The organism is Bradyrhizobium centrosematis (genome assembly GCF_045571495.1).
Lineage (GTDB): Bacteria > Pseudomonadota > Alphaproteobacteria > Rhizobiales > Xanthobacteraceae > Bradyrhizobium > Bradyrhizobium centrosematis.
Window position 1 is genome coordinate 6695618 of sequence record NZ_CP120703.1, and the last position, 22380, is coordinate 6717997.

Below are 22380 nucleotides of genomic sequence, written 5' to 3' on the forward strand. Positions count from 1 at the left end.
TGATGGCCACGGTCCGCTTCCTTCGCGTTACATCGCCTTCACGATGTTCTCGGTGACCTTCTTGGCGTCGCCGAGCAGCATCATGGTGTTGTCGCGGTAGAACAGCGGATTGTCGATACCGGCATAGCCGGAGGCGAGCGAGCGCTTGATGAACATCACGGTGCCGGCCTTCCAGACCTGGAGCACGGGCATGCCGTAGATCGGCGAGGACTTGTCCTCTTCGGCCGCCGGGTTGGTGACGTCGTTGGCGCCGATGACGAAGGCGATGTCGGCCTGCGCGAATTCGGAGTTGATGTCCTCGAGCTCGAACACCTCGTCATAGGGCACGTTGGCTTCGGCGAGCAGCACGTTCATGTGGCCGGGCATGCGGCCGGCGACCGGGTGAATGGCGTACTTCACCTCGACGCCTTCCTTCTTGAGGATGTCGGCCATCTCGCGCAGCGCATGCTGGGCCTGCGCCACCGCCATGCCGTAGCCGGGCACGATGATGACCTTGGAGGCGTTCTTCATGATGAAGGCGGCGTCATCCGCCGAGCCGAGCTTGGCGGGCTTCTGCTCGCCCGTACCACCGCCGGCTGCGGCGGTCTCTCCGCCGAAGCCGCCGAGGATGACCGAGATGAAGGACCGGTTCATCGCGTGGCACATGATGTAGGACAGGATCGCGCCGGAGGAGCCGACCAGCGCGCCGGTGATGATCAGCGCCGAGTTACCCAGCGTGAAGCCGATGCCGGCTGCGGCCCAGCCGGAGTAGGAGTTCAGCATCGAGATGACGACCGGCATGTCGGCGCCGCCGATCGGGATGATCATGAGCACGCCGAGCGCCAGCGCCAGGATGGTGATCATCCAGAAGTCGAACGCGCTGCCTGATAGCACGAGGCCGACGATGAAGAAGACCAGCGCCGCGGCGAGCGCGATGTTGATGATATGGCGGAACGGCAGAATGATCGGCGCGCCGCTCATCCTAGCGGACAGCTTCAGGAACGCGATCACCGAGCCGGTGAAGGTCAGCGCGCCGATCGCGACGCCGAGCGACATTTCGACCAGGCTCTGCGGATGGATGTTGCCGGGGGTGCCGATGTCGAAGGCCTCGGGCGCGTAGAACGCGCCGGCGGCGACCAGCACCGCGGCCATGCCGACCAGCGAGTGGAAGGCGGCGACGAGCTCGGGCATCGAGGTCATCGGCACGCGGCGGGCGATCACCGCGCCAATGCCGCCGCCGATCGCGACCGCGAGGATGACCAGCACCCATGCCAGACCGTCAGCAGGCGGATGGCTTGCGAGCGTGGTGGCGACCGCAATCGCCATGCCGATCATGCCGAACAGATTGCCCTGGCGCGACGAAGCCGGGCTCGACAGCCCGCGCAGCGACAGGATGAACAGCACTCCCGCCACGAGATACAAAAATGCAGAGAGGTTGGCGCTCATCTCAGGTCCCCATTATCCCATCAGCCCGAGGTGGCCGCTTACTTCGACTTCTTCTTGTACATCGCCAGCATGCGCTGGGTGACAAGAAAGCCGCCAAAGATATTCACGCAGGCAAAGATGAGCGCGACGAAGCCGAAGCCGCGCGCCCAGCCCGAGCCGCTTGAGACCATGCCCACGCCGACCGCAAGCAGCGCGCCGACCACGATCACCGAGGAGATCGCGTTGGTCACGCTCATCAGCGGCGTGTGCAGCGCCGGGGTCACCGACCACACCACGAAATAGCCGACGAAGACGGCGAGGACGAAGATCGACAGCCGGAAGATGAAGGGGTCGACGACCTGTGCAGCATGCTCCATGGCGGCTCTCCTTAAACCTTCGGCTGGAAGTTCGGGTGGATCACGGCGCCGTCTTTCGTCAGCGCGGTGGCCTTGACCAGCTCGTCGTCCCAGTTCACGGCGAGCTTCTTCTCTTTCTTGTCGACCATGGTCTCGATGAAAGAGAACAGGTTGCGTGCGTAGAGGCTGGAGGCCGAGGCGGCAACGCGGCCGGCAACGTTGGTGTAGCCGACGATCTTGATGCCATCGACGTCGACGACCTCACCCGCTTTCGCACCCTCGACATTGCCGCCGCGCTCGACGGCGAGATCGACCAGCACCGAGCCCGGCTTCATCGACTTGACCATCTCGGCGCTGACGAGCTTCGGCGCCGGGCGGCCCGGAATCAAAGCGGTGGTGATAACGATGTCCTGCTTCTTGATGTGCTCGGCGGTGAGCGCGGCCTGCTTGGCCTGGTACTCTTTGGACATTTCCTTGGCGTAGCCGCCGGCGGTCTGTGCGTTCTTGAACTCTTCGTCCTCGACGGCGAGGAATTTCGCACCGAGCGATTCGACCTGCTCCTTGGTGGCGGGACGCACGTCGGTGGCGGTCACGACGGCGCCAAGGCGGCGCGCGGTCGCGATCGCCTGGAGGCCGGCGACACCGACGCCCATCACGAACACCTTTGCTGCAGGCACGGTGCCGGCCGCGGTCATCATCATCGGGAAGGCGCGGCCGAAGGCTTCCGCGCCCTCGATCACGGCGCGATAGCCGGCAAGGTTGGCCTGGGATGACAGCACGTCCATCACTTGAGCGCGGGTGATGCGCGGCATCAGTTCCATCGCGAAGGCGGAGACGCCGGCATCGGCCATCGCCTTCAGCGCGGCCTCGTTGCCGTAGGGATCCATGATAGCGATGACGAGCGCACCGCGCTTGTACTGCGACAGCTCGGAGGCTTCGGGACGCTTCACCTTGATGATGATGTCGGCATCCTTCAGCGCGTCTGCGCTGACGGTGGCGCCGGCTGCGGTGAATTCGGAATCCGGCAGGCCCGACTTGATGCCGGCGCCGGGCTCGACGGCGATCTCGGCCCCTAACGCCCTAAACTTCTTCACCGTATCAGGCGAAGCGGCGACCCGCGGCTCCGACGGATCGATTTCCTTGGCAACGGCGATCTTCATAGGTCCTCCGGCGGCGCAGGACAGCGCGCGCGCAAACTTGAGCGTTACTCCCGCGGCGTTCGATACCGGTTTTGGCACCGGCTTGGATGCAAATATTCTGGGCAGCTGCTGCCGCTGGCGTGTGCAGCTGCCGACAGATCAGGTCAGGAAGATCGCCATCAGGATCACGATGAGCGCGACCGAGGCCGTGCCGTACTTCACCAGCTTGATGAAGCCCTCGTAGGTCTGCTCGTGAGCAACGTAGTCGTTGCCGTCGGCGGTGCTGTACGCCACTTCGCTATGGTCAGCCATGGAATGTCCCCAGTCGAAAGTTCAATTCTTGGGCTGGGATACCGCAAAGTTTCGGGCAGGGCAACGGCACGCGGGCGGGGTTTTGCCGCAAATCAGGTCATTTGGAATTCCAATTGCCACGAATCGGGCAGTTGTCGTGCTCAGCCCTGATCGATCATCGGGGCAGCGGTGCTCTCGGTCCGTGACTGGAGCGGCGGAAGGCCGAGCGCCTCGCGCACCTCGTCGACGGCCGGCTCCCCGGCCGCGGTGAACCGCGCCATGCGCGGGGCCGTACCGGGACCGACCGCCACGGCATGGTCCCCGGCCAGGAAGCCATGGGTCATGTGAAACCCGAGCGCGCGATAAACTTCGAACTGCTCCTCCGAGAAGAACTGATCGCCGGTGGTCTCGTGGGGGAACGTGTCGTTCCGCCGCGCATAGTCGCGGATGTAGTCATTCTCATCGTTCGAGAGCGATGACTTGATGTAGACGAGATAGCCTTTGTCATCGCCGCCATAATCGATGACGCCGATCGCGACATGGACGTGATCCTCCGATGTCCCCGGGGACGTTGGCGCGGAGGTCTTGTCTGCATTCTCGGCCATGATGGCGCGCGTGCGGTCGCGGATCGGGGTCCAGGGCAGATCGATCCGGACGCCGAGATCGATGCGGGCGTAGCGCTGCAGCTTCATCAGCGAGGCGAAAGTCATCGGCGCATCGGCCTCGGCGTCGACCGCGACGATGACGCGGCAGCGGCGGCGCAGCAGCTCATAGACACCGAGATTTTCGATGTGGCCGCCGTCGGTGAGATAGACGCCATCGCTGTTCTCATAGAGGCGGCCCGAGATTTCCGACCACAGGAACAGCGGCGTGGAGCGGCGCTGCGGCCGGGTGGTGACCTCGACATAGCGCGGGTTGGTCAGCCAATAGCCGAGCCGCACGTTCAACAACGCGAGCGTCGGCGTCAGCGCCTTGATCGAGTTCGAGCCCATGTTCGAGGACGCCGCCGCCCCCGAGATCGCCATGGCGGTGGCGAGGTCGAGGCTCTGCTCGAGACGCTCGACAGCCTTTGTCCTGGCGTAGCGCGTCGCCTCGCTGCCGACATAGAGCGGCGAGAAGATGAAGAAGTCCGCGTTGCGGCCGCGCCGATTGGCGAAGTCGGAGCCCTGGATGTTCAGCGCGGTGTTGATGAGGTGATAGGGCGCCCCCAGCTTCGGTGCGGCCGGTTGCTCGCCCTGCGCAGCGCCGTCATTGCCGATAGCGTAGAGCTCACTCAGCTTCATGCGGTCGAGCGGCTTGAAATCTCGGCCCTGGTCGAGGCTTGCCTCGGCGCGCGCGATATTGCCGTCCGCCGAACGGTCGGGGTTGAACAGAAAAGCCTTGCTGAGCCGATCGCGATACAGGCGGTGCAGCGAATTCGCGTTCGGCGTCAAGGACCAGGAGATCGCAAACAACAGCAGGCCGACGAGCGCATAAAGGATCACCAGGGGCAGGCTGTGCGAATAGCCGGAGCCTGCATCCGCCCAATGGAATTGCCGTGCGATGTTGCCCGCAGCGAATCTGAGCCAGGCCGGCACGTGAGAGACCGGCGTCAGCCACTCCATCGCCGCCGTCGGTGCGGCGGGCTGCGGCGTGATCTCGGCCGAGAAGGTGCCCGCGCCCGCGTCGAATGCGATTTTGCCGGCCAGATTGCCCGAAGCAGGCACGGTCGATTTGCTGGCGGCAAGGCAGCTCCTCTGCCCGATGGTGGCGAGCGGCGCCTGGCATTTCTCGATCGGGTCATTGGCGATGCCCCAATAGGACAGATAGAGGTAGACGACCCAGATGATCAGCGGCAGCGCGAGGCCTGCGATCCATAGCGCGACCTTGGCAGCGATCGCGAGCACCAGTGAGCCCCATTGCGAAGACGCGCCGTTGCCCTTGAGGAATTCGGCGAATTGCTGCCTGAAGGCCGTGACGAACACGCCGATCGGCGCGGCGAGCGCGGCGAGCGACTTGATCCAGGTGACCGCGACACCACCGACCGGGCTGCCGATCGCATCGCCGTCGACGACATCGAACATCTGCGACAGCATGAACGGCTGGAACTCGAAGAATGCGATCGCCGCAAGCAGCACCAGGAAGGTGGCGCCGGCGGTCGGCCAATGTGAGCGAAACTCCTGGCGCTTTTCGGGGCTTGCAAACGACTGCTTGAGCGCCCAGCCGAAGAACAGGCCGACGCCGATGATCGCGGTCGCCAGCGTCAGCGCGAAATGCTTGATCTGCAGGACACGCGCGAAATCACAGGCGATACCAAGCAGGAACGCGATGGCCGCGGCATAGGTGAAGAAGACGGTCGGGCCGATGCCGCGCTCGGCGCGGGCGAGCAGATAGGCAACTCCGCCGCAGGCAAGCAGCACCAGCGCGACGATGGTGCCGATCGCCGTGAAGCCGAAGCGGTCCGCGATCCCGCCGAAATGGTGTAGCTCGCACTGCGGCAGCGCGCCGTCTGCGAGATCGACGCCGAAGAAGTTCGCGACCGTCAAGCAGCTCCGCAGCGGCGTCGACCAGATCGTGACCGCAGCGAGCAGCAGCACGGCCGGCAGCGTCAGTCCGATATTGGCGATCAGGCCGCGCATCACGATCGCGATCCCGGTCAGAAGATCGCGGAAGCCGGCCGGGATCAGGTAATTGGAGTAATTCCTGATATGGCCGACCGACGGCGTATCGCTGATCTCGCTTGCGGTCACCGTGCCGCCGGCCGGCCGCTGGCCAAACACGAAACGCCCCGTCACCGTCATGGTCGTGCTGAGCGAAGTGCCGATGTAGCCGCCGCCCGACACGGTGGAGAGATAGTCGATCCGCCCGATCAGATCGTGGTGGTTCAACGCCTGGAGCACGCCGAGACACATCGCCGAGGAGCGGATGCCGCCGCCGGACAAAGCGAGCCCGACGACGTCGAGCATCTGGCAGGCTTCGACGCCGTCGGGATTGATCTGCCGCGTCTTATCGCGGCGCGTGTTGATCGCCTCGATCTCGTCGCGCACGATCTGCTGGTGCTTCTCGCACCAGGGCGTTTCCTCCTCGAAGGCCGCGGCGTTCCGCGCGGCTTCAGGTCGCGGGACTTGTCCCTGGTCGGGCATCATGACCTCCCGGACGGCGATGGGCGATCAGCAATCAGAAGTTGAGGAAACAGCTCAAATATCTATAGGGTTAGTCTCGCCTCTGGCCCGAACGTTCAATGCCGGCGAGCAGGATCTCGAGACCGGTCTCGAAGGCCGCGTCAAAATGGCTTCATGCAAGACCGCCTCCCCCGATGAGGGACCGCGGGCGTAGCCCGCCGTCTCATCCAGCGCGGCACCGGTGAGATGATAGCCGGGCTCGTGAGAAGAGATGGCGGCCTCGCGATCGGAGAAGCCGGCCTCGCGCAGGAAGCTGATGATGCTGTCGATAGGCGACCCCGGCAGCCCCAACGCCACCGGCTAAGGTGAAGCGTCCGCGCTCACGCTCAGCCCATCGCCTCCAGCTCGTCGATCATCCCGGCGATGACGGACAGACCACCGTCCCAGAACTTCGGGTCCTTCGCATCGAGCCCGAACGGCCGCAGCAGCTCGGAATAATGCTTGGTGCCGCCGGCGGCGAGCATGTCGAGATAGCGCTCGGCGAATCCTTCGGCCGCATTCTCATAGACGGCATAAAGCGAGTTCACGAGACAATCGCCGAAGGCGTAGGCGTAGACGTAGAACGGCGAGTGAATGAAATGCGGGATGTACATCCAGTAGTTCTCGTAGCCCGCCTTGATCTCGATCGCCGGCCCGAGACTCTCGCCCTGCACCGACAGCCAGATCTCGCCGAGCCGCGTCGCGGTGAGCTCGCCGTTCTTACGCTCGGTGTGGACCGCGCGTTCGAAGGAGTAGAACGCGATCTGCCGCACCACGGTGTTGATCATGTCCTCGACCTTGCCGGCGAGCAGCGCCTGGCGCTGCTTGGCGCTCTTGGTCTGCGCCAGCAGCCGCCGGAACGTCAGCATCTCGCCGAACACGCTGGCGGTCTCGGCCAGCGTCAGCGGCGTCGGCGCCATCAGCGCGCCGTTCTTCGCCGCCAGCACCTGATGCACGCCATGGCCGAGCTCGTGGGCGAGCGTCATCACGTCGCGCGGCTTGCCCTGATAATTCATCAGCACATAGGGGTGCGCGGACGGCGTGGTCGGATGCGAGAACGCGCCCGGCGCCTTGCCCGGCCGCACCGGCGCGTCGATCCAATGATCGGTGAAGAAGCGCTCGGCAATGTCGGCCATTTTGGGCGAGAAGCCGCGATAGGCCGTCAGCACCATGCGTTGCGCCTCCGGCCAGGCGATGACGTCGGTCGCGGCAAACGGCAGCGGCGCATTGCGGTCCCAATAGGCCAGCCGCTTCTTGCCGAACCACTTTGCCTTCAGCGCGTAATAGCGATGTGACAATCTTGGATAGGCCGCGCGCACGGAGGCCACCAGCGCATCGACCACCTCGCGCTCGACGCGGTTGTTGAGGTGCCGGGAATCGGCGACGTCCTGAAAACCGCGCCAGCGGTCCGAGATGTCCTTGTCCTTGGCAAGCGTATTGGTGATCAGCGCAAAGGTGCGCTCATTGGCCTTGAAGGTTTTTGCCAGCGCTTCCGCTGCGCTCTTGCGCTTGGCGCCGTCGCGATCCTGCAGCAGGTTGAGCGTCGGCTCGATCGCGAGCTCCTTGGAGCCGACCTTGAAACGCAAGCCGGAGATGGTCTGGTCGAACAGCCGGTTGAAGGCGGAATAGCCGGTCTGCGCCTTCTCCAGGAAAAGCTGCTCGAGCTTGTCGTCGAGCTGATACGGCTTCTCCTTGCGCAGATCCTCGATCCATGGGCGGTAGTGCGCGAGCTCAGGCGCCTGCATCGCGCGGTTCAAAATATCGTCATCGATGCGATTGAGCTCGAGCGCGAAGAACAGAAGATGCGTGGACGCCGCCGTCAGCCGCTCGGAGACGTCGCCGTAAAACTTTGAAATCGCTGGGTCCACGCTGTCACCGGCGTGAACGAGGCCGGCGTAGGAGCCGAGCCGGCCGGCGAGATCGTCGATCGCCTCATAGCGTCGCACGGCCTCCGCGAGCCACTTTCCGCCATCTTCGTTTGCTGTCCCTGTCGCCAGCTTGCCCTTGTAGTCCGTCTCGAACGCGACGCAGTCGGCATCCATCCTGTCGAGATCGCGCGCCACTTGCGGCGCGTCGATCCCGGAATAGAGGTCGGAGAGGTTCCACTCCGGAAGCTTGCCGGTCTTGCTCGCAGCTTTGGAGGGTTTTGCCTTGGCGGCGGATTTCTTGGTGCTTGGCTTGCGGAGAGCGGGCTTGTTGGAGGCGGACTTCTTGGAAGCGGGCTTGTTCAAGGCAGACTTGGAGCGCGAATTCATTGTGTGGGAAACCTGTGTTCAACAATCGCGACGGCGGGCTGGGGCATCAAGGTTTAAGAGTGTGTTAATCGGCTTCGGCCAGAGTGCCCCGATTCGAGACAGATAGTAGTAGCGTGCGGGGAACACCATGGCTGCCTGTATTTTGATCGCCGACGACGACGCTGTAGCCCGCCGGCTGGTCGAGAACATGGTGCAGAAATGCGGCTATGAGACGGTCGTCGTCGATTCCGGTGATGCGGCCATCGCCGCCCTCACCGCCCCCGATGCTCCGGGCATCGACGGCGTCATCCTCGATCTCGTGATGCCCGGCCTCGACGGCATGGGCGTGCTGGCCAAAATCCGCGAAGCGGGTCTCAGCGTGCCGGTCATCGTGCAGACTGCCCACGGCGGCATCGACAACGTGATCTCGGCGATGCGCGCAGGCGCAGCCGATTTCGTCGTCAAGCCGGTCGGCCTGGAGCGACTTCAGGTTTCGCTGCGCAATGCTCTCAACACCTCGGCGCTCAAGGGCGAATTGCAACGCATCCGCCACAGCCGCGAGGGCCGGCTGACCTTCTCCGATATCATCACCCGCGCCGAGGCGATGGCGCCGGTGATGCGCGCCGCGCAGAAGGCGGCGAACTCCTCGATACCCGTTCTGATCGAAGGCGAGTCCGGCGTCGGCAAGGAGATGTTCGCGCGTGCCATCCATGGCAGCGGCGAGCGAAAGGCAAAGCCGTTCGTCGCCGTCAATTGCGGCGCGATCCCAGATAACCTCGTCGAGTCCATTCTGTTCGGCCACGAGAAGGGCGCTTTCACCGGTGCCACCGAACGGCACATGGGCAAGTTCGTCGAAGCCCATGGCGGGACGCTGTTCCTGGACGAGGTCAGCGAGCTGCCGCTGACCGCTCAAGTCAAGCTGCTGCGCGCGCTCCAGGAAGGCGCCGTCGAGGCCGTGGGCGGCCGCAAGCCCGTCAAGGTTGACGTCCGCATCGTCTCGGCAACCAATCGCCGGCTGCTGGAGCGGGTGAAACAAGGGCACTTCCGCGAGGACCTGTTCTATCGCCTGCACGTACTGCCGCTGACGATCCCCTCGCTTCGGGCCCGGCGCGAGGACATCCCGCATCTGCTCCGGCATTTCCTGGCGCGCTTTGCCGCCGAGGAGAACCGCCAGATCACCGGCATCAGCGGCGAGGCCATGGCGCATCTCGCCCGGCTCGATTGGCCCGGCAACATCCGCCAGCTTGAGAACGCCGTTTATCGTGCGGTGGTGATGAGCGAGGGCGATCAGCTCGACCTCAGTGATTTCCCGCTGCTCGCCTCGCAGCCGCATCCCGTCACGGAGATTCCGACCGCGCCGCTGATGCTCGAGCCGGCGGCGACCCCTTCCGTGGTGTCAGGTAGTGAAATACCGATCGCGCCCCTGCCGGCCGCGGGAACCCTCGCCATGCTGACCCCGACCGGCGATGTCCGCGCACTGGAGGAGATGGAAAGCGAGATCATCCGCTTCGCGATCTCGCACTATCGCGGCCAGATGTCCGAGGTTGCCCGCCGCCTCAAAATCGGCCGGTCCACCCTCTACCGAAAACTCGACGAAGCCGGGGTTCCCGGACATGGCGGGAAAGGCGGCGAGGAGACGCACTGAGCTTGATGCAAGCGAGGGTTCGCGGGCGATGCGGGACAGGCCGTAAGCCATTCGCATGACGACGGAATTCGACTGTGTCTTGAACCGTGACTTGGAAGTGACAGACATAGGGAAAAGCGCGTGCGGCAAGCGCACAATCCGTTGCCAAGAGGCTCCCTTGAAGTCAGTTTGGCGTGAGTTGTCCCGGTTAGCGCTGGCTGCAAAATCGGGGCCTGTATATCGTCTGCGTGGGAATCGTTGCGTGCAGGCGTGCAACTTTCGAGAGGCCGGCGCGATTTAGCCGAAGCTCAATTGGCGAAACGAAGCTGTTCCATGAGGGACAGTTCACCCGAGGGGTGCGACACAATGCGTGACTGTTTGAACCACCGTGCGGGCTTTGACCGTGTCTTGATGACGGTCGCGGCAACCTTCCTCACGGTGTCGGCCAGCTCAGCCCTGGCGCAGGATCAGGCGCGCAGCAGCGCTGCCGAGCTTGCGATCGAAGCCGCGATCCCGCGTCCCGAGCCGGCCAACGTCCCGCCCCCGACAGCAGCCGACATCAAGCTCGACACCACCGCAACGATCCAGGACTCCGCCAAGGAGCCAGCACAGGAACCCGTCAAGGCTGACGCTGCACCGGCCCCGAACAAGGTCGAGACCAAGCCTTCCGACGTCGCAACCACGCCCGCCACCGAGGCGCCGAAGAGCGAAACCGCAAAGAGCGAGCCTGGCAACACCGAGGCTGCCAAGACCGAGCCGGCAAAGACGGAGCCTGCCAAGGCCGACACTGCGACGGCAACGCCGGCTGCGCCTGCGGCACCCGCGGCGGCTCCGGCCGCCGAGCCGGTGAAGGCCGCCAGCAACGTTCCCGCCGCCGATCAGCCGGTCGCCGACAAGCTCAAGGACATCATCGGCGCCAAGACTTCGCGCCATTTCGATCGGAAGAACGAGCGCGCGGCGATCGAGAAGTTCTATGGCGCACGCGACTACGCGCCGGTCTGGACTCAAGGCGGCAGCCTGACCGCTGCGGCCAAGGGCGTCATCGCACGGCTGAAGGACGCGGCCTCCGACGGCCTCAATCCCGCCGACTATCCCGTGCCGGATTTCGCCAGCGCCACCACGCCCGACGCGCTGGCCGACGCCGAGCTGAAGCTCACCGCCAGCATGTTCGACTATGCGCGCCAGGCTCAGAGCGGCCGCATGCATTGGTCGCAGGTCAGCGGCGACATCCTCTATCCCGACCATCCGGTCGACCCGAACGAGGTGCTCGCCAAGGTCACGACTGCGGCCGACGCCTCCGCGGCGCTCGAGAGCTACAACCCACCGCACAAGCTCTACAAGGAGCTGAAGGCGAAGCTCGCCGAGCTTCGCGGTCAGGGCAACGGCCCGGCGATCGAGATCGCCGAGGGCCCGACGCTGAAATACACCCCGGCCGGCAAGAAGCAGGCCGAAGTCGTCGTGGAAGATCCGCGCGTGCCGCAGCTGCGCGCCAAGCTCGGCCTCGCCGAGAACCCCGGCGACGCCCGCTATGACGCCGCCGTCGCCGAAGCCGTGCGCAAATTCCAGAACAGCGCCGAGATGAAGCCGACCGGCATTCTCGACGACAAGACGGTGAAGGCGCTCAACACCCCGAAGCGGGACAAGCAGATCGACGTGGTGCTGGTCAACATGGAGCGTTGGCGCTGGCTACCGCGCGACCTCGGTGCGCCCGCGCTCGGCGATGCCTATGTGATCCTCAACATTCCCGACTACACGCTGAAAGTGATGCAGCGCGGCCAGCAGGTCTGGACCACCCGCGTCGTCACCGGCAAGCCGGGCACGCACGCGACCCCGCTGCTCACCGAGACGATGAAGTACATCACGGTCAATCCGACCTGGAACGTGCCGCCGTCGATCGTCTACAACGAATATTTGCCGGCGCTGCAGCAGGACCCGACCGTGCTCCAGCGCATGGGCCTCAAGCTCGAGCAGAACCGCGACGGCTCGGTGCACATTTCCCAGCCGCCCGGCGAAGCCAACGCGCTCGGCCGCATCCGCTTCAACTTCCCGAACAAGTTCCTGGTCTATCAGCACGACACGCCGGACAAGCATTTGTTCGCTCGCGAGGAGCGCGCCTTCAGCCACGGCTGCATGCGCGTGCAGAATCCGGATCAATATGCGTCCGTGCTGCTCAACATCACCATGCCGAACGAGAAATACACGCCCGAGCGCGTGCGCAGCATGTACGGCAAGAGCGAGATCGATCTGAAATTCCCGACGCCGATCCCGGTCAACATCACCTACCAGACCGCGTTCGTGGATGAGGCCGGCAAGCTGCAGTTCCGCAAGGACGTCTATGGCCGGGACGCGACCATGATCAACATCCTGAAGAATAACCGCGGCAAGGACCTCGAGGCCGTCGTGGCGCATTCCCAGCCGAGCTATTCGCGCCCGGCGACGACCCTGCCCTCGGGTGTGGCGGTGGCCAACAATGGCGGCGGCTTCGGCTCGTCGGGGCCAAACTTCTTCGAGCGGCTGTTCGGGGCACCAACCCCGACCGCGCCGCCGGCGCCGGTGGGCCGCCGGCCGCAACGGGTGTTTACCCGCTGAGCCCGGCTCGGCGCCGCTTCAACGAGAATTCTTCAATGAGATCAGCGACCCCTTCCCCTGGAAGGGGTCGTTTAGCGTTAACCATCTGCCACCGTGCTTCCCGGCCGGCGGGCGTTTTTTTGCCACAGTCAACCGTTTAGGATTGTATTCTGACTTGGTTTGGGGGCGGGAAGGTCAACCTCGAATTAACCTTCTCGCTTTAAGAAAGCGTTCATCCTCTTTCGCGCGCTACGGGGTTGGCGGGAGAGTCCATTTTGAACGCTCGTCGACTGGGTGGGCTCATACGTGCTGACTGGTCTCGCACGCCAATTCGCTGTGCTGTCGTTGTCCCATGCGGGAGTGAAGGCCGGTTCGCGGATCGGCCTCACTGCCGTCCTGCTGCTTGCTGGCGCGGGCTCGGTTCATAACGCCGCCGCGCTGAACGAAACCAAGACGCTCTCCTTCCACCACACCCATTCCGGCGAAGACCTCACCGTCACCTTCAAGCGCGACGGCCGCTATGACGAAGCGGCGCTGAAGCAGCTCAACCATTTCCTGCGCGACTGGCGCACCCAGGACGAGACGGTGATGGACCGTCGCCTGTTCGACATCCTCTGGGAAGTCTACCGCGACGTCGACGGCAAGCAGCCGATCCAGATCATCTCCTCCTACCGCTCTCCCGCCACCAACGCCATGCTCCGCCGCCGCTCCTCCGGGGTGGCGCGCTTCAGCCAGCACATGCTGGGACATGCGATGGATTTCTACATTCCGGGCGTGCCGCTGGAGCAGATCCGCTTCGCCGGCCTGCGCCTGCAGCGCGGCGGCGTCGGCTTCTACCCGACCTCAGGCTCGCCGTTCGTGCATCTGGACACCGGCAGCATCCGGCACTGGCCGCGCATGACGCATGACCAGCTCGCCCGCGTGTTCCCGGACGGCAAGACAGTGCACCTGCCGACCGACGGCGTGCCGCTGAAGGGCTATGAGCTCGCCAAGGCCGAGATCGAGCGACGCGGCAGCGGCGACGATTCCGGCAGCAAGCCGAATTTCTTCGCCGCGCTGTTCAAGGGCAAGTCGGCAGCTCCGGCCGCCAGCGACGAGGATGACGAGAGCGCGCCCGCGCCGGCCGCGAAGCCGGCGGCACCGACCGTCGTCGCAGCCGCAGCCAAGCCGGCTGAACCGGTGCCGACGCCCCGCGCCAAGCCGCAGATCGCCACCACGATCCAGCTCGCATCGGCCGATGCGCAGCTCGCTGCGCCGCCCAAGACGAAGCCCGCACCGGTGGCTGAGAAGCCTGTAGCCGGCAAGCCCGAGACCCCGGCCGACATCATCAATGCCCGCGGCTTCTGGGATGATGTCCCGGCCGCACCGCAGCAGGCGACGCCGGCTCAGGTCGCCGCATTGAAAGCCCGCCAGGCCCTTGCAGCCGCCACCGATCCGCAGCCAACGGCGAGCGTGTCCAACGCGGCCCTTCAGGCGCTGGCATTCGCGCCGGCCGCCTCCCCGGTTGACCGCGCCAATGTCGTCGCTGCCTCGGCACCGATCCCGCGCTCCGCCCGCCCCGCCTCGTCGCGCAACCTCGCTCAGGCGAGCGAGATCAACACCGTGGTCGGCAAGAGCGTCGACGGCTTGGTCGCGACCGCGACCCGCCTCTCCGCCGCCAAGAGCGAGAGCATCTGGCTCAAGATCGTGATGCTGTCGCCGAGCGCCAGCCGTGCGATGTCGGTGACGCTGATGGGCGAGCTCGATACCGCGGCGCTGCGCGGCTATTTCGTCAAGCCGCACGCCGTGATCGCGATGGGTTTTGTCGACGATCCGATGCAGGGCCTGTCCTGCGACACCTTCTCCGGCAGCGCCACCGCAAAGCTCCAGACGACGTCGTTCGTGGTGCGGACCGCCGCGCTCCGCTGAAGGCGGCCCGCAAAGCTATCCGGCCCCGCTCCTCTTATTGCGTATCTCTCATGATGGCAGGCCAGCCCTGTCGAGTCCTGCTTTGTGACGCTCGCGATCGAGCTCGCGCTTGTAGTGCAGAGTTGCAAGATAGGCCGACACCGAGAACCCCGGTTCGCGCTTCAGAACCTCCGCGGCATGCGCGCCAGCCGCGACAGCATTGTTCATCTGCGCGAATATCGCTGCCAAGAAGGCATGATGGGTGTAGTCGGGCCGCGTGATCCTTGAGAAGGCCTCGGCAGCCTCCGCATATTTCTCGGCGCAATAATACGCGCGACCGAGATGGCTCCAGAACCGCTCCGGATGATGAGGGTTGAGGCGCATCGCCTTCCTGATCCAGTCGATACCCTCCTCGGGCAGGCCCAGCCAGGTCAGGAGTTCTCCCTGCTGCACGACGACGAGATCGTAGTTCGGGTTGAGCGCCAACGCACGCTCCTGATGATAGGTCGCTTTTTCATAGTCGTGGCGTGTCAAATTGAGCGCGGCGAGGATCCGGTGCACATCCGCATCGTTGTCGTCGAGTGCCAAGGCGATCTCGAGTTCAGAAGCCACCTGCTCGAAGGTCGCGTCACGGTCGGCGCACCAGCCATAGATCCAGCACTGGCCGAGCACACACGCCTTCCAGGCGTGAGCGTGAGCGTAATTAGGATCCATTGCAAGCGCGCGGTTGAGAAGTATCTGCGCCTGCGCGTTGTCCTCGCGGGTTGAACGGTGATGCAACAGCTTTGCAGCCAGCACGCATTCATAGGCCCGCATGTTCTCGGTCGGCTTGCGCTTGGTGCGATCATGCGCTGCCGCTTCGACGCGGCCAGGCAACGTCGCGACGATCGCGCGTGTCATCTCGTCCTGGATGGCGAAAATATCCTGGAGCTCGCGATCGTAACGTTCGGCCCAGATATGGCGGTCGGTCTCCGCATCGATCAGTTGTACGGTGACGCGGACGCGGCCTCCGGCTTTCCGTACGCTGCCCTCAATGACGTAGTCGACCCCGAACTCACGGCCGATGTCCTGGACCTTTACGGCCTTGCCCTTGTAGACGAAGGTTGAATTTCGGGAGATGACGAGCAGGTCGTGGAAGCGAGAGAGCTCGGTGATGATGTCTTCCGTCAGGCCGTCCGCGAAGAACTCCTGCTCCGGATCGCCGCTCATGTTGGCGAAGGGCAGCACGGCGATGGACGGCTTCTTTGAGACACCCGGCGATGCGACAATCATCGTGCCTTCGGGCAGGCTTGCAGGCCCTTCCGCCAACCGGACGCGGAAGACGCGGATCGGGCGAGCGATGTTCTTGACGCTCTGCTCGCCGAGATCGTCGAATTGAACGCCGTCCAGGCGGTCGCCGACTTGATCGCGCACCGCGCCCGAAACGCAGATTCCGCCAGGCTCGGCGAGCGCCTCCAGCCGCGCCGCGACGTTGACGCCGTCACCGAAAATGTCGTTCTGATCGACGATGACGTCGCCCAGATTGATGCCGATGCGGAATTGTATCCAGCGTGGCGGAGGGACGTCGGCATTACGCCGAGCCATGCGTCGCTGGACCTCGGCGGCACATAGCACGGCGTCGACGACGCTGTGGAACTCGGCGAGCATGCCATCACCAGTCGTCTTGATGATGCTGCCGCGATTTTTGGCAATGGCGGGATCGATGAGCTCGACCCGGTGGGTCTTGAGGCGCGCAAGGGTACCCGCCTCGTCAACCTCCATGAGCCGGCTGAAGCCGACCATGTCGGCGGCGAGAACCGCGGCGAGCCTGCGCTCTGGTCCCGGCACATCCATCGCTCGGTCCCTTCACCGAGCACTCTAGCAGATGAAGGGATTTCGCCCAAGCTTGGTGCACTGCAGCGCCCTATCGGGCGACAGGCGTCAGATCATCCCAAGCGCCTGCATGTAGGTCTCGAGAATCGTCTCGGCCTCGGCGCGCTCGTTGGGGTCCTGCTTGCGCAGGCGGACGATGGTGCGCAGCGCCTTGACGTCGTAGCCGTTGCCCTTGCTCTCGGCATAGACGTCGCGGATGTCGTCGGAGATCGCCTTCTTCTCTTCCTCCAGCCGCTCGATGCGCTCGATGATGGATTTGAGCTGGTCCTTGGCAAATTTCGTCGCGGGCTCGTCGTCGCGGACGGCGGCGGAGGTGGCCATCTAGGTACTCCCAATAGAACTGGCAAAACGAGGTGACGCCGGCATCCTCACCGCGCGTGCTGGCTAAAACCCTTAGGGTTGGCGCCGACCGCGTTCAAGGCAGCATCGCGCTCGTCCACAGCGCGCCCACAGGAGATGACGTCGTCATTCCGGGGCGTACGGAGGGCGAAGCCGGAATCTCGAGATTCCGGGTTCGATGCTTCGCATCGCCCCGAAATGACGGAACGAAATTACTCAATGATTATGCGGATGGACCTTCTTCATCGTCTCAAGTTGCTCGGGCGTGGCCGTGCCCTGGTATTTCGACTTCCAGGTCTCATAGGGCATGCCGTAGACGGCCTCCCGGCTCTCGTCCTTGCTCAACGGCGCGCCTTGCGCGTCGGCGGCTTCCTTGAGCCAGTTGGACAGGCAGTTACGGCAGAAGCCTGCCAGATTCATCAGGTCGATGTTCTGGACGTCCGTCCGCGTCTTCAGATGTTCGATCAGACGCCGGAAAGCGGCCGCCTCGAGCTCCGTTCTGGTTTTGTCGTCGATTGCCATGGCTGTATCCCTTGGACCTGAACCGATTGAGGTCACCCTTACGGGATCAGGTGGGCGCTGTCACAGATTTTGCCATATCCCGGCGCAAACGGGCTGGAAGCTGGCTTGCCGGCACTTTCTGGGCAGTTCCCGGCCCTACGCCAAATCGTCAACGATCTGGTATAGCTACCGCGACAATGATTGCCGAATCTCCCCACTCCCCGCTTCGCCTGCTCGCTCGGTTGGTCCCGGTGCTCGTAGTCGCCTTGCTGTGCCTTTGCGCCAGCCCGGCCTCTGCCGATTTCCGCCTCTGCAATAACACCTCAAGCCGGGTCGGCATTGCGCTCGGCTACAAGGACGCCGAGGGCTGGACCACCGAGGGCTGGTGGAACATCTCGTCGCGCTCTTGCGAGACCCTGCTGCGGGGAACGCTGGTCGCCCGCTACTATTACATCTACGCGATCGACTACGACCGCGGCGGCGAGTGGTCGGGGCAGGCCTTTATGTGCTCGCGCGACAAGGAGTTCACCATCCGCGGCACCGAGGATTGCCTTGCGCGCGGCTACGACCGGACCGGCTATTTCGAGGTCGACACCGGCGAGCAGCGCGCGTGGACGGTGCAGCTGACCGACGCCAACGAACAGCCGGCACAGCAACGCGTACCCGGCCTGCCCGGCCCTGTCGGTCCGGGCGGGGTTCCGGGTTTGCCCAATGGCCCGCCCGGTGGTACGCCCCCCGCCGCGCCTGGCCTCCCGCCAGCCGCCGCCCCGCCCCCGTCTGGAAGTAAGCCATGAGGCGTCTTCGCCGTATCAAGATTCTCGCGACCCTGGGACCCGCCTCTTCAGATCTCGCGATGATCCGCCGCCTGTTCGAAGCCGGCGCTGACCTGTTCCGCATCAACATGAGCCATACCCCGCACGACAAGATGCGGGAGCTGGTGGCGACGATTCGCAATGTCGAGAGCAGCTACGGCCGGCCGATCGGCATCCTGGTCGACCTGCAGGGCCCCAAGCTCCGGCTCGGCGCTTTCGCCGAAGGCTCGGTCCAGCTCCAGAACGGCCAGACCTTCACGCTCGATTCCAACAAGGCGCCCGGCGACGCCACGCGCGTCCACCTGCCGCATCCGGAGATCCTGGCCGCGCTGAGGCCCGGCCACGCGCTGCTGCTCGACGATGGCAAGGTCCGGCTGATCGCGGAGGAGACCTCGAAAGAGCACGCCGTGACACGTGTCGTGGTCGGCGGCAAGATGAGCGACCGCAAGGGCGTCAGCCTGCCCGACACCGACCTGCCGGTCTCGGCGATGACGCCGAAGGATCGCGCCGACCTCGAGGCGGCCCTCGTCACCGGCGTCGACTGGATCGCGCTGTCCTTCGTGCAGCGCGCCGACGACGTGCTCGAAGCCAAGAAGATGATCCGCGGCCGCGCCGCCGTGATGGCCAAGATCGAGAAGCCGCAGGCGATCGACCGCCTCGCCGACATCATCGAGGCCTCCGACGCGCTGATGGTGGCGCGCGGCGATCTCGGCGTCGAGCTGCCGCTGGAGCGCGTGCCGAGCCTGCAGAAGCAGATGACGCGGATGGCACGCCGTGCCGGCAAGCCGGTGGTGGTCGCAACGCAGATGCTGGAATCGATGATCCAGTCGCCGGTGCCGACCCGCGCCGAGGTCTCCGACGTCGCCACCGCGGTGTATGAGGGCGCCGACGCGATCATGCTGTCGGCGGAATCGGCGGCCGGCAAATTCCCGGTCGAGGCGGTCTCGACCATGAACCGCATCGGCGAGGAGGTCGAACGCGACCCGACCTATCGCTCGGTGGTGACGGCCCAGCGTCCCGCGCCGGAATCCACCGCGGGCGATGCCATCGCCGACGCCGCACGGCAGATCGCCGAGACACTCGATTTGCCCGCCCTGATCTGCTGGACCTCATCGGGCTCGACCGCGGTGCGCGTGGCGCGCGAGCGGCCGAAGCCGCCGATCGTGGCGATCACGCCGAACATCACGGCCGGCCGGCGGCTCGCGGTGGTCTGGGGCGTGCACTGCGTGGTGGCCGAGGATGCCCGCGATCAGGACGACATGGTCGGCCGCGCCGGCCAGATCGCATTCCGGGACGGTTTTGTCCGCGCCGGCCAGCGCGTGATCATCGTCGCCGGCGTGCCGCTCGGCATCCCCGGCACCACGAACATGGTGCGCATCGCTTCGGTCGGCCCCGAGGGCGACGCGGACATGTAGGTCCGCCGGGGCGGCCAAACCAAAAGTCGAAAAACAACCCCATGCACAGTAGCCGGCCGCTTGGCCGAATGTGCCGGGGTTTTGCCAAAAGGCGTGGCCAGGCAAAGGCCTGAGCGCGATCAGGTCGCCACCGTGCGAGCGCGGCGATTTTACGCGCCGACCAAGGCCTTGGTCGTCGGCAGCAGCGTCTGCTGCACCACCAGACCACGGGCACGGGCGTCCATGACGCCGACGGCGCGCAGCGCGAGCAGCGTCACGGTCTGCACCGCATCGCGCATCTTGACGGGGTCATCGAGATTGTCGGGCGCGAGCGGGCCAACCAGGGCCTCGTGCAGCGCACCGAGCAGGGCGGTGGCGGCGAGCGCAGTGTCCTGCGCCGGGAGGTGGCCGGCGCGCACCGCAGCGTCGATCCTGGAGGCGATCTCGCCCGCGATCTCGCGCCGGCTGGCAAGGCGGGAGGCGCTGACATCGACATCGACGGGCTCGGCCAGGATGCCCCAGGCCAGCCGGCGCTGCGACAGGGTATGGACAGCCACCGTCGTCACGGCCGCGGCCAGCGCCGAGGACGGCCCCGGCGCGGCATCGGCCGCCCTTCGGATCGCCGCGAGCTCGTCGCGGGAGACCTCGGCAATGAGTTCTGAGATCAGCTCGGCCTTGGAGGGGAAGTAGCGGTAGACCGTGCCGGCTGCGACATTGGCCCGGACCGCGACCGGCGCGATCTGCACCGCCGCCATCCCGCCTTCCGCCGCTGTCTCCCGCGCCGCCGCCAGTATAGCACTGCGCCGCGCCGCAAGGCGCTTAACCACTTGATGCGTCCGCCGATAAACCATGGCGCGCTTCCTGTCCCACACGCCTGCCGCACGCCCTGCGGCCGAACGCTTCGTCACGTCAAAGATGCAAATCGCCCCACAAGGACTGAACAACTATTCAGGGAGGATGACAAGATGGGAAATGCGTGAAGCGTCACGGCGATCAGGACTGGAGCGCCCGGCCCTGATTAGCAGCCCGCGCGCCATCGAACCTGCCGGCCAAGAGTAGCCGAAATGCTGTCCGTGAGAAGCACCGGATCGGCCCCAGCTCCTGGCCGGAAGCTTCCGCTTCTTAATTCGCGCGCGTTGCAGCGAGCTGGACCGATGCGACCTCGGCGGCCCGCCAGGCGGCGCAGCGGCCGAGGATCAGAGCGAAGACGATGAGAATCGCCGGGAAGCCGACCGGTTGTCCGAGAAACAGGAAGCTCGCAAGCAGCGCGAAGACGAGGGCCAGCGCCATCACCTCCTGGCGTGCGAAACCGTCATCGAGGCCGGCGCGGATGAGGAAGGCCACCGCGATGCCCAGCACGACCAGATCATACATGAAGAGATAGGGCGTCGTGAGCAGCGATGCCGCCGCAAGCATTGCCGCCTTCAGGGCGTAAGGCAGTCTGCTCCGCCACATCACCACCAGCACGACGGCAACCGCGGCCGTCAACACCCACTGGAATATCCATCCGAGCTGCTCGGTGCCGCCGACGTAGCGCACCAATGCGAAGATGCTCTGCATCTTGAACCAGGGTGCCCTACCTTCGGTCAGGAAGGCCTGCGAGAACATCGGGATCCAGTGGAAGAACGCCTGCCAGCTTTCAATGCCGAAGGCGAACCAGGATAGCGCAGCGATCGCAGCGGTGACGATCGCGGCGGTGAAAAGCACGGTCCATTCGGCGGCGGCGAGCAGAACCAGCGGAAACAGGAGTCCGTATTGCGGCTTGTAGCTCAGCAGGCCGAGACAGATTCCGGCCAGCACCGGCCGTTTCGGCATCAGATAGAGCATCCCGCCGATCAGCGATGCCGTCAGGAAACCGTTCTGCCCGACCAGGATGTTGAGGAAGGCGGCCGGAAATCCAACTGCAATCACCAGGCCCGCATTGCGCCCGATGATTGCGCGCATCACGGCGAGATAGGGCACCATGCTGAACGCAGCCCAGCCGATGAAAGCCACCGCATAGGGAAACTGCGCGAGGAACGAGGCGACAAACAGGAAGGGGGGCGGATAGTGCCAGGCGAAATGGCCGACAAAATCCTGCTTGAGCAGCGCAAGCTCGACCTGCTTCTGAATGTCCCAGTCCCAGGCCTGCGCGGGATGCCCCTCGAGCGCCAGCTTTCCGGCCGCCCAGACGTTGACGAAGTCGGTCGGAATGCCGCGTCCGTCGGCGTCAAAGATCCACTGATGGGTGAGATAGGCCGTCGGGAAATACGCCAGCGTGACGACCGCCAACACGAAGGAGATGTTGAGGAGCGTCGCAGGGAGTGCGCCGTGACGACCAATGGCAGGCGGGACGGGCGAGGCTTCGGCCATGCGGCTTCCTTTGACGCGAGACGACGACAGATGCGATCAAACCATACATCCGAGTGGCTTGAAGGAGGCTTAAGCCCGATGGTCGAATGCCCCGCGGCGATGCACCGGACAAAGCAAAAGAGCCCCGTCGATGACGGGGCTCTTCGCAGATCCGTTGATCCGTCCAGCCTTACTTCAGGCTGCTCGAGATCGCGCTGAACTTGCTGTTCAGCGTAGAGCCGAGGTTGTTGACGACGGTGATGATCGCCAGCGCGATGCCGGCAGCGATCAGGCCGTATTCAATGGCGGTGGCGCCGGATTCATCCTTCACGAAACGCGCAACGAGGTTCTTCATAGAGTGCTCCAAATGAGTACACGAGGCTTACAACTGATCTGGTCTCTTCGGCTTCCCAGCGCCGCCCGACCATGGAACCGAACCTAGGGACAAAGAATTGCGCCGCAGTTAATTCGCCTGCGTAAACATCGAG

Annotated in this window: 17 protein-coding genes; 5 read left to right on the plus strand and 12 right to left on the minus strand. The window is 64.8% G+C overall.

What is annotated here, in order from left to right; genetic code table 11:
- Positions 1–27 precede the first annotated feature (27 nt).
- The 6 genes from P6U31_RS31600 to P6U31_RS31625 form a co-directional block, all read right to left on the minus strand.
- The gene (locus tag P6U31_RS31600; RefSeq protein WP_407185553.1) at positions 28–1425 is read right to left on the minus strand and encodes an NAD(P)(+) transhydrogenase (Re/Si-specific) subunit beta; all 1398 of its coding nucleotides are present in this window, start codon (positions 1423–1425) and stop codon (positions 28–30) included.
- Positions 1426–1463: 38 nt separating this feature from the next.
- Positions 1464–1781, minus strand: coding sequence for a proton-translocating transhydrogenase family protein (locus P6U31_RS31605; RefSeq protein ID WP_024337650.1), 318 nt, complete (start codon positions 1779–1781; stop codon positions 1464–1466).
- 11 nt (positions 1782–1792) lie between these two features.
- A complete protein-coding gene (locus P6U31_RS31610) occupies positions 1793–2920 on the minus strand; it encodes a Re/Si-specific NAD(P)(+) transhydrogenase subunit alpha (protein ID WP_407185554.1) in 1128 nt (375 codons plus the stop codon).
- Positions 2921–3058: 138 nt separating this feature from the next.
- On the minus strand, positions 3059–3211 hold the full coding sequence (locus tag P6U31_RS31615) for an aa3-type cytochrome c oxidase subunit IV (protein WP_018317799.1): 153 nt from the start codon (positions 3209–3211) through the stop codon (positions 3059–3061).
- 140 nt (positions 3212–3351) lie between these two features.
- Positions 3352–6312, minus strand: a complete 2961-nt coding sequence (locus P6U31_RS31620) for a cell division protein (RefSeq protein WP_407190009.1) — start codon at positions 6310–6312, stop codon at positions 3352–3354.
- Between the two features lie 365 nt (positions 6313–6677).
- Entirely contained in the window at positions 6678–8585 is a 1908-nt protein-coding gene (locus tag P6U31_RS31625; protein ID WP_407185555.1) for a M3 family oligoendopeptidase, read from the minus strand.
- 127 nt (positions 8586–8712) lie between these two features.
- Here P6U31_RS31625 and P6U31_RS31630 point away from each other — a divergent pair, with 127 nt between their 5' ends.
- The 3 genes from P6U31_RS31630 to P6U31_RS31640 all read left to right on the plus strand — a co-directional run bounded on the left by P6U31_RS31630 (position 8713) and on the right by P6U31_RS31640 (position 14664).
- A complete protein-coding gene (locus tag P6U31_RS31630) occupies positions 8713–10209 on the plus strand; it encodes a sigma-54-dependent transcriptional regulator (protein ID WP_407185556.1) in 1497 nt (498 codons plus the stop codon).
- A 345-nt stretch (positions 10210–10554) separates the two neighbouring features.
- Positions 10555–12777, plus strand: a complete 2223-nt coding sequence (locus P6U31_RS31635; protein WP_407185557.1) for a murein L,D-transpeptidase — start codon at positions 10555–10557, stop codon at positions 12775–12777.
- A 285-nt stretch (positions 12778–13062) separates the two neighbouring features.
- Complete coding sequence (locus P6U31_RS31640) at positions 13063–14664, plus strand: DUF882 domain-containing protein (RefSeq protein ID WP_407185558.1); 1602 nt, start codon at positions 13063–13065, stop codon at positions 14662–14664.
- Between the two features lie 48 nt (positions 14665–14712).
- On the opposite strand, the gene P6U31_RS31645 is transcribed toward P6U31_RS31640, so the two are convergent.
- From P6U31_RS31645 to P6U31_RS31655, 3 genes are all read right to left on the minus strand, one after another.
- Positions 14713–16476 carry an adenylate/guanylate cyclase domain-containing protein gene (locus tag P6U31_RS31645; RefSeq protein ID WP_407185559.1) on the minus strand — a complete coding sequence of 588 codons (1764 nt, stop codon included), beginning with the start codon at positions 16474–16476 and terminating at the stop codon, positions 14713–14715.
- An 87-nt stretch (positions 16477–16563) separates the two neighbouring features.
- Positions 16564–16836: a DUF2312 domain-containing protein gene (locus P6U31_RS31650; protein WP_008546273.1), complete on the minus strand. Its 273-nt coding sequence runs from the start codon at positions 16834–16836 to the stop codon at positions 16564–16566.
- Positions 16837–17070: 234 nt separating this feature from the next.
- A complete protein-coding gene (locus P6U31_RS31655; RefSeq protein ID WP_407185560.1) occupies positions 17071–17376 on the minus strand; it encodes a DUF1244 domain-containing protein in 306 nt (101 codons plus the stop codon).
- A gap of 176 nt (positions 17377–17552) precedes the next feature.
- Between P6U31_RS31655 and P6U31_RS31660 the strand changes: the two genes are divergently transcribed.
- Both P6U31_RS31660 and pyk read left to right on the plus strand, forming a co-directional pair.
- Positions 17553–18149: a DUF1036 domain-containing protein gene (locus tag P6U31_RS31660; RefSeq protein WP_128927831.1), complete on the plus strand. Its 597-nt coding sequence runs from the start codon at positions 17553–17555 to the stop codon at positions 18147–18149.
- Positions 18146–19582 (plus strand): pyruvate kinase, encoded by a 1437-nt coding sequence (gene pyk / locus P6U31_RS31665; protein ID WP_407185561.1) that lies wholly within the window; start codon positions 18146–18148, stop codon positions 19580–19582. The genes P6U31_RS31660 and pyk overlap by 4 nt, the downstream gene beginning before the upstream one ends.
- A 149-nt stretch (positions 19583–19731) precedes the next feature.
- On the opposite strand, the gene P6U31_RS31670 is transcribed toward pyk, so the two are convergent.
- The 3 genes from P6U31_RS31670 to P6U31_RS31680 form a co-directional block, all read right to left on the minus strand.
- Complete coding sequence (locus P6U31_RS31670; protein WP_407185562.1) at positions 19732–20412, minus strand: helix-turn-helix domain-containing protein; 681 nt, start codon at positions 20410–20412, stop codon at positions 19732–19734.
- Between the two features lie 271 nt (positions 20413–20683).
- Positions 20684–21913, minus strand: coding sequence for a glycosyltransferase family 87 protein (locus P6U31_RS31675; RefSeq protein WP_407185563.1), 1230 nt, complete (start codon positions 21911–21913; stop codon positions 20684–20686).
- A 169-nt stretch (positions 21914–22082) separates the two neighbouring features.
- Entirely contained in the window at positions 22083–22247 is a 165-nt protein-coding gene (locus tag P6U31_RS31680; RefSeq protein WP_407185564.1) for a Flp family type IVb pilin, read from the minus strand.
- Positions 22248–22380 lie beyond the last annotated feature (133 nt).

Excerpts from the sequence above, each read along its gene's own strand:
- P6U31_RS31605 (WP_024337650.1), bottom strand. The coding sequence starts at position 1,781 with ATGGAGCATGCTGCACAGGTCGTCGACCCCTTCATCTTCCGGCTGTCG.
- P6U31_RS31610 (WP_407185554.1), bottom strand. The coding sequence starts at position 2,920 with ATGAAGATCGCCGTTGCCAAGGAAATCGATCCGTCGGAGCCGCGGGTC.
- P6U31_RS31635 (WP_407185557.1), top strand. The coding sequence starts at position 10,555 with ATGCGTGACTGTTTGAACCACCGTGCGGGCTTTGACCGTGTCTTGATG.
- P6U31_RS31625 (WP_407185555.1), bottom strand. The coding sequence starts at position 8,585 with ATGAATTCGCGCTCCAAGTCTGCCTTGAACAAGCCCGCTTCCAAGAAG.
- P6U31_RS31615 (WP_018317799.1), bottom strand. The coding sequence starts at position 3,211 with ATGGCTGACCATAGCGAAGTGGCGTACAGCACCGCCGACGGCAACGAC.
- P6U31_RS31630 (WP_407185556.1), top strand. The coding sequence starts at position 8,713 with ATGGCTGCCTGTATTTTGATCGCCGACGACGACGCTGTAGCCCGCCGG.
- P6U31_RS31600 (WP_407185553.1), bottom strand. The coding sequence starts at position 1,425 with ATGAGCGCCAACCTCTCTGCATTTTTGTATCTCGTGGCGGGAGTGCTG.
- P6U31_RS31660 (WP_128927831.1), top strand. The coding sequence starts at position 17,553 with ATGATTGCCGAATCTCCCCACTCCCCGCTTCGCCTGCTCGCTCGGTTG.
- P6U31_RS31680 (WP_407185564.1), bottom strand. The coding sequence starts at position 22,247 with ATGAAGAACCTCGTTGCGCGTTTCGTGAAGGATGAATCCGGCGCCACC.
- pyk (WP_407185561.1), top strand. The coding sequence starts at position 18,146 with ATGAGGCGTCTTCGCCGTATCAAGATTCTCGCGACCCTGGGACCCGCC.
- P6U31_RS31650 (WP_008546273.1), bottom strand. The coding sequence starts at position 16,836 with ATGGCCACCTCCGCCGCCGTCCGCGACGACGAGCCCGCGACGAAATTT.
- P6U31_RS31655 (WP_407185560.1), bottom strand. The coding sequence starts at position 17,376 with ATGGCAATCGACGACAAAACCAGAACGGAGCTCGAGGCGGCCGCTTTC.
- P6U31_RS31675 (WP_407185563.1), bottom strand. The coding sequence starts at position 21,913 with ATGGCCGAAGCCTCGCCCGTCCCGCCTGCCATTGGTCGTCACGGCGCA.
- P6U31_RS31670 (WP_407185562.1), bottom strand. The coding sequence starts at position 20,412 with ATGGTTTATCGGCGGACGCATCAAGTGGTTAAGCGCCTTGCGGCGCGG.
- P6U31_RS31645 (WP_407185559.1), bottom strand. The coding sequence starts at position 16,476 with ATGGATGTGCCGGGACCAGAGCGCAGGCTCGCCGCGGTTCTCGCCGCC.
- P6U31_RS31620 (WP_407190009.1), bottom strand. The coding sequence starts at position 6,312 with ATGCCCGACCAGGGACAAGTCCCGCGACCTGAAGCCGCGCGGAACGCC.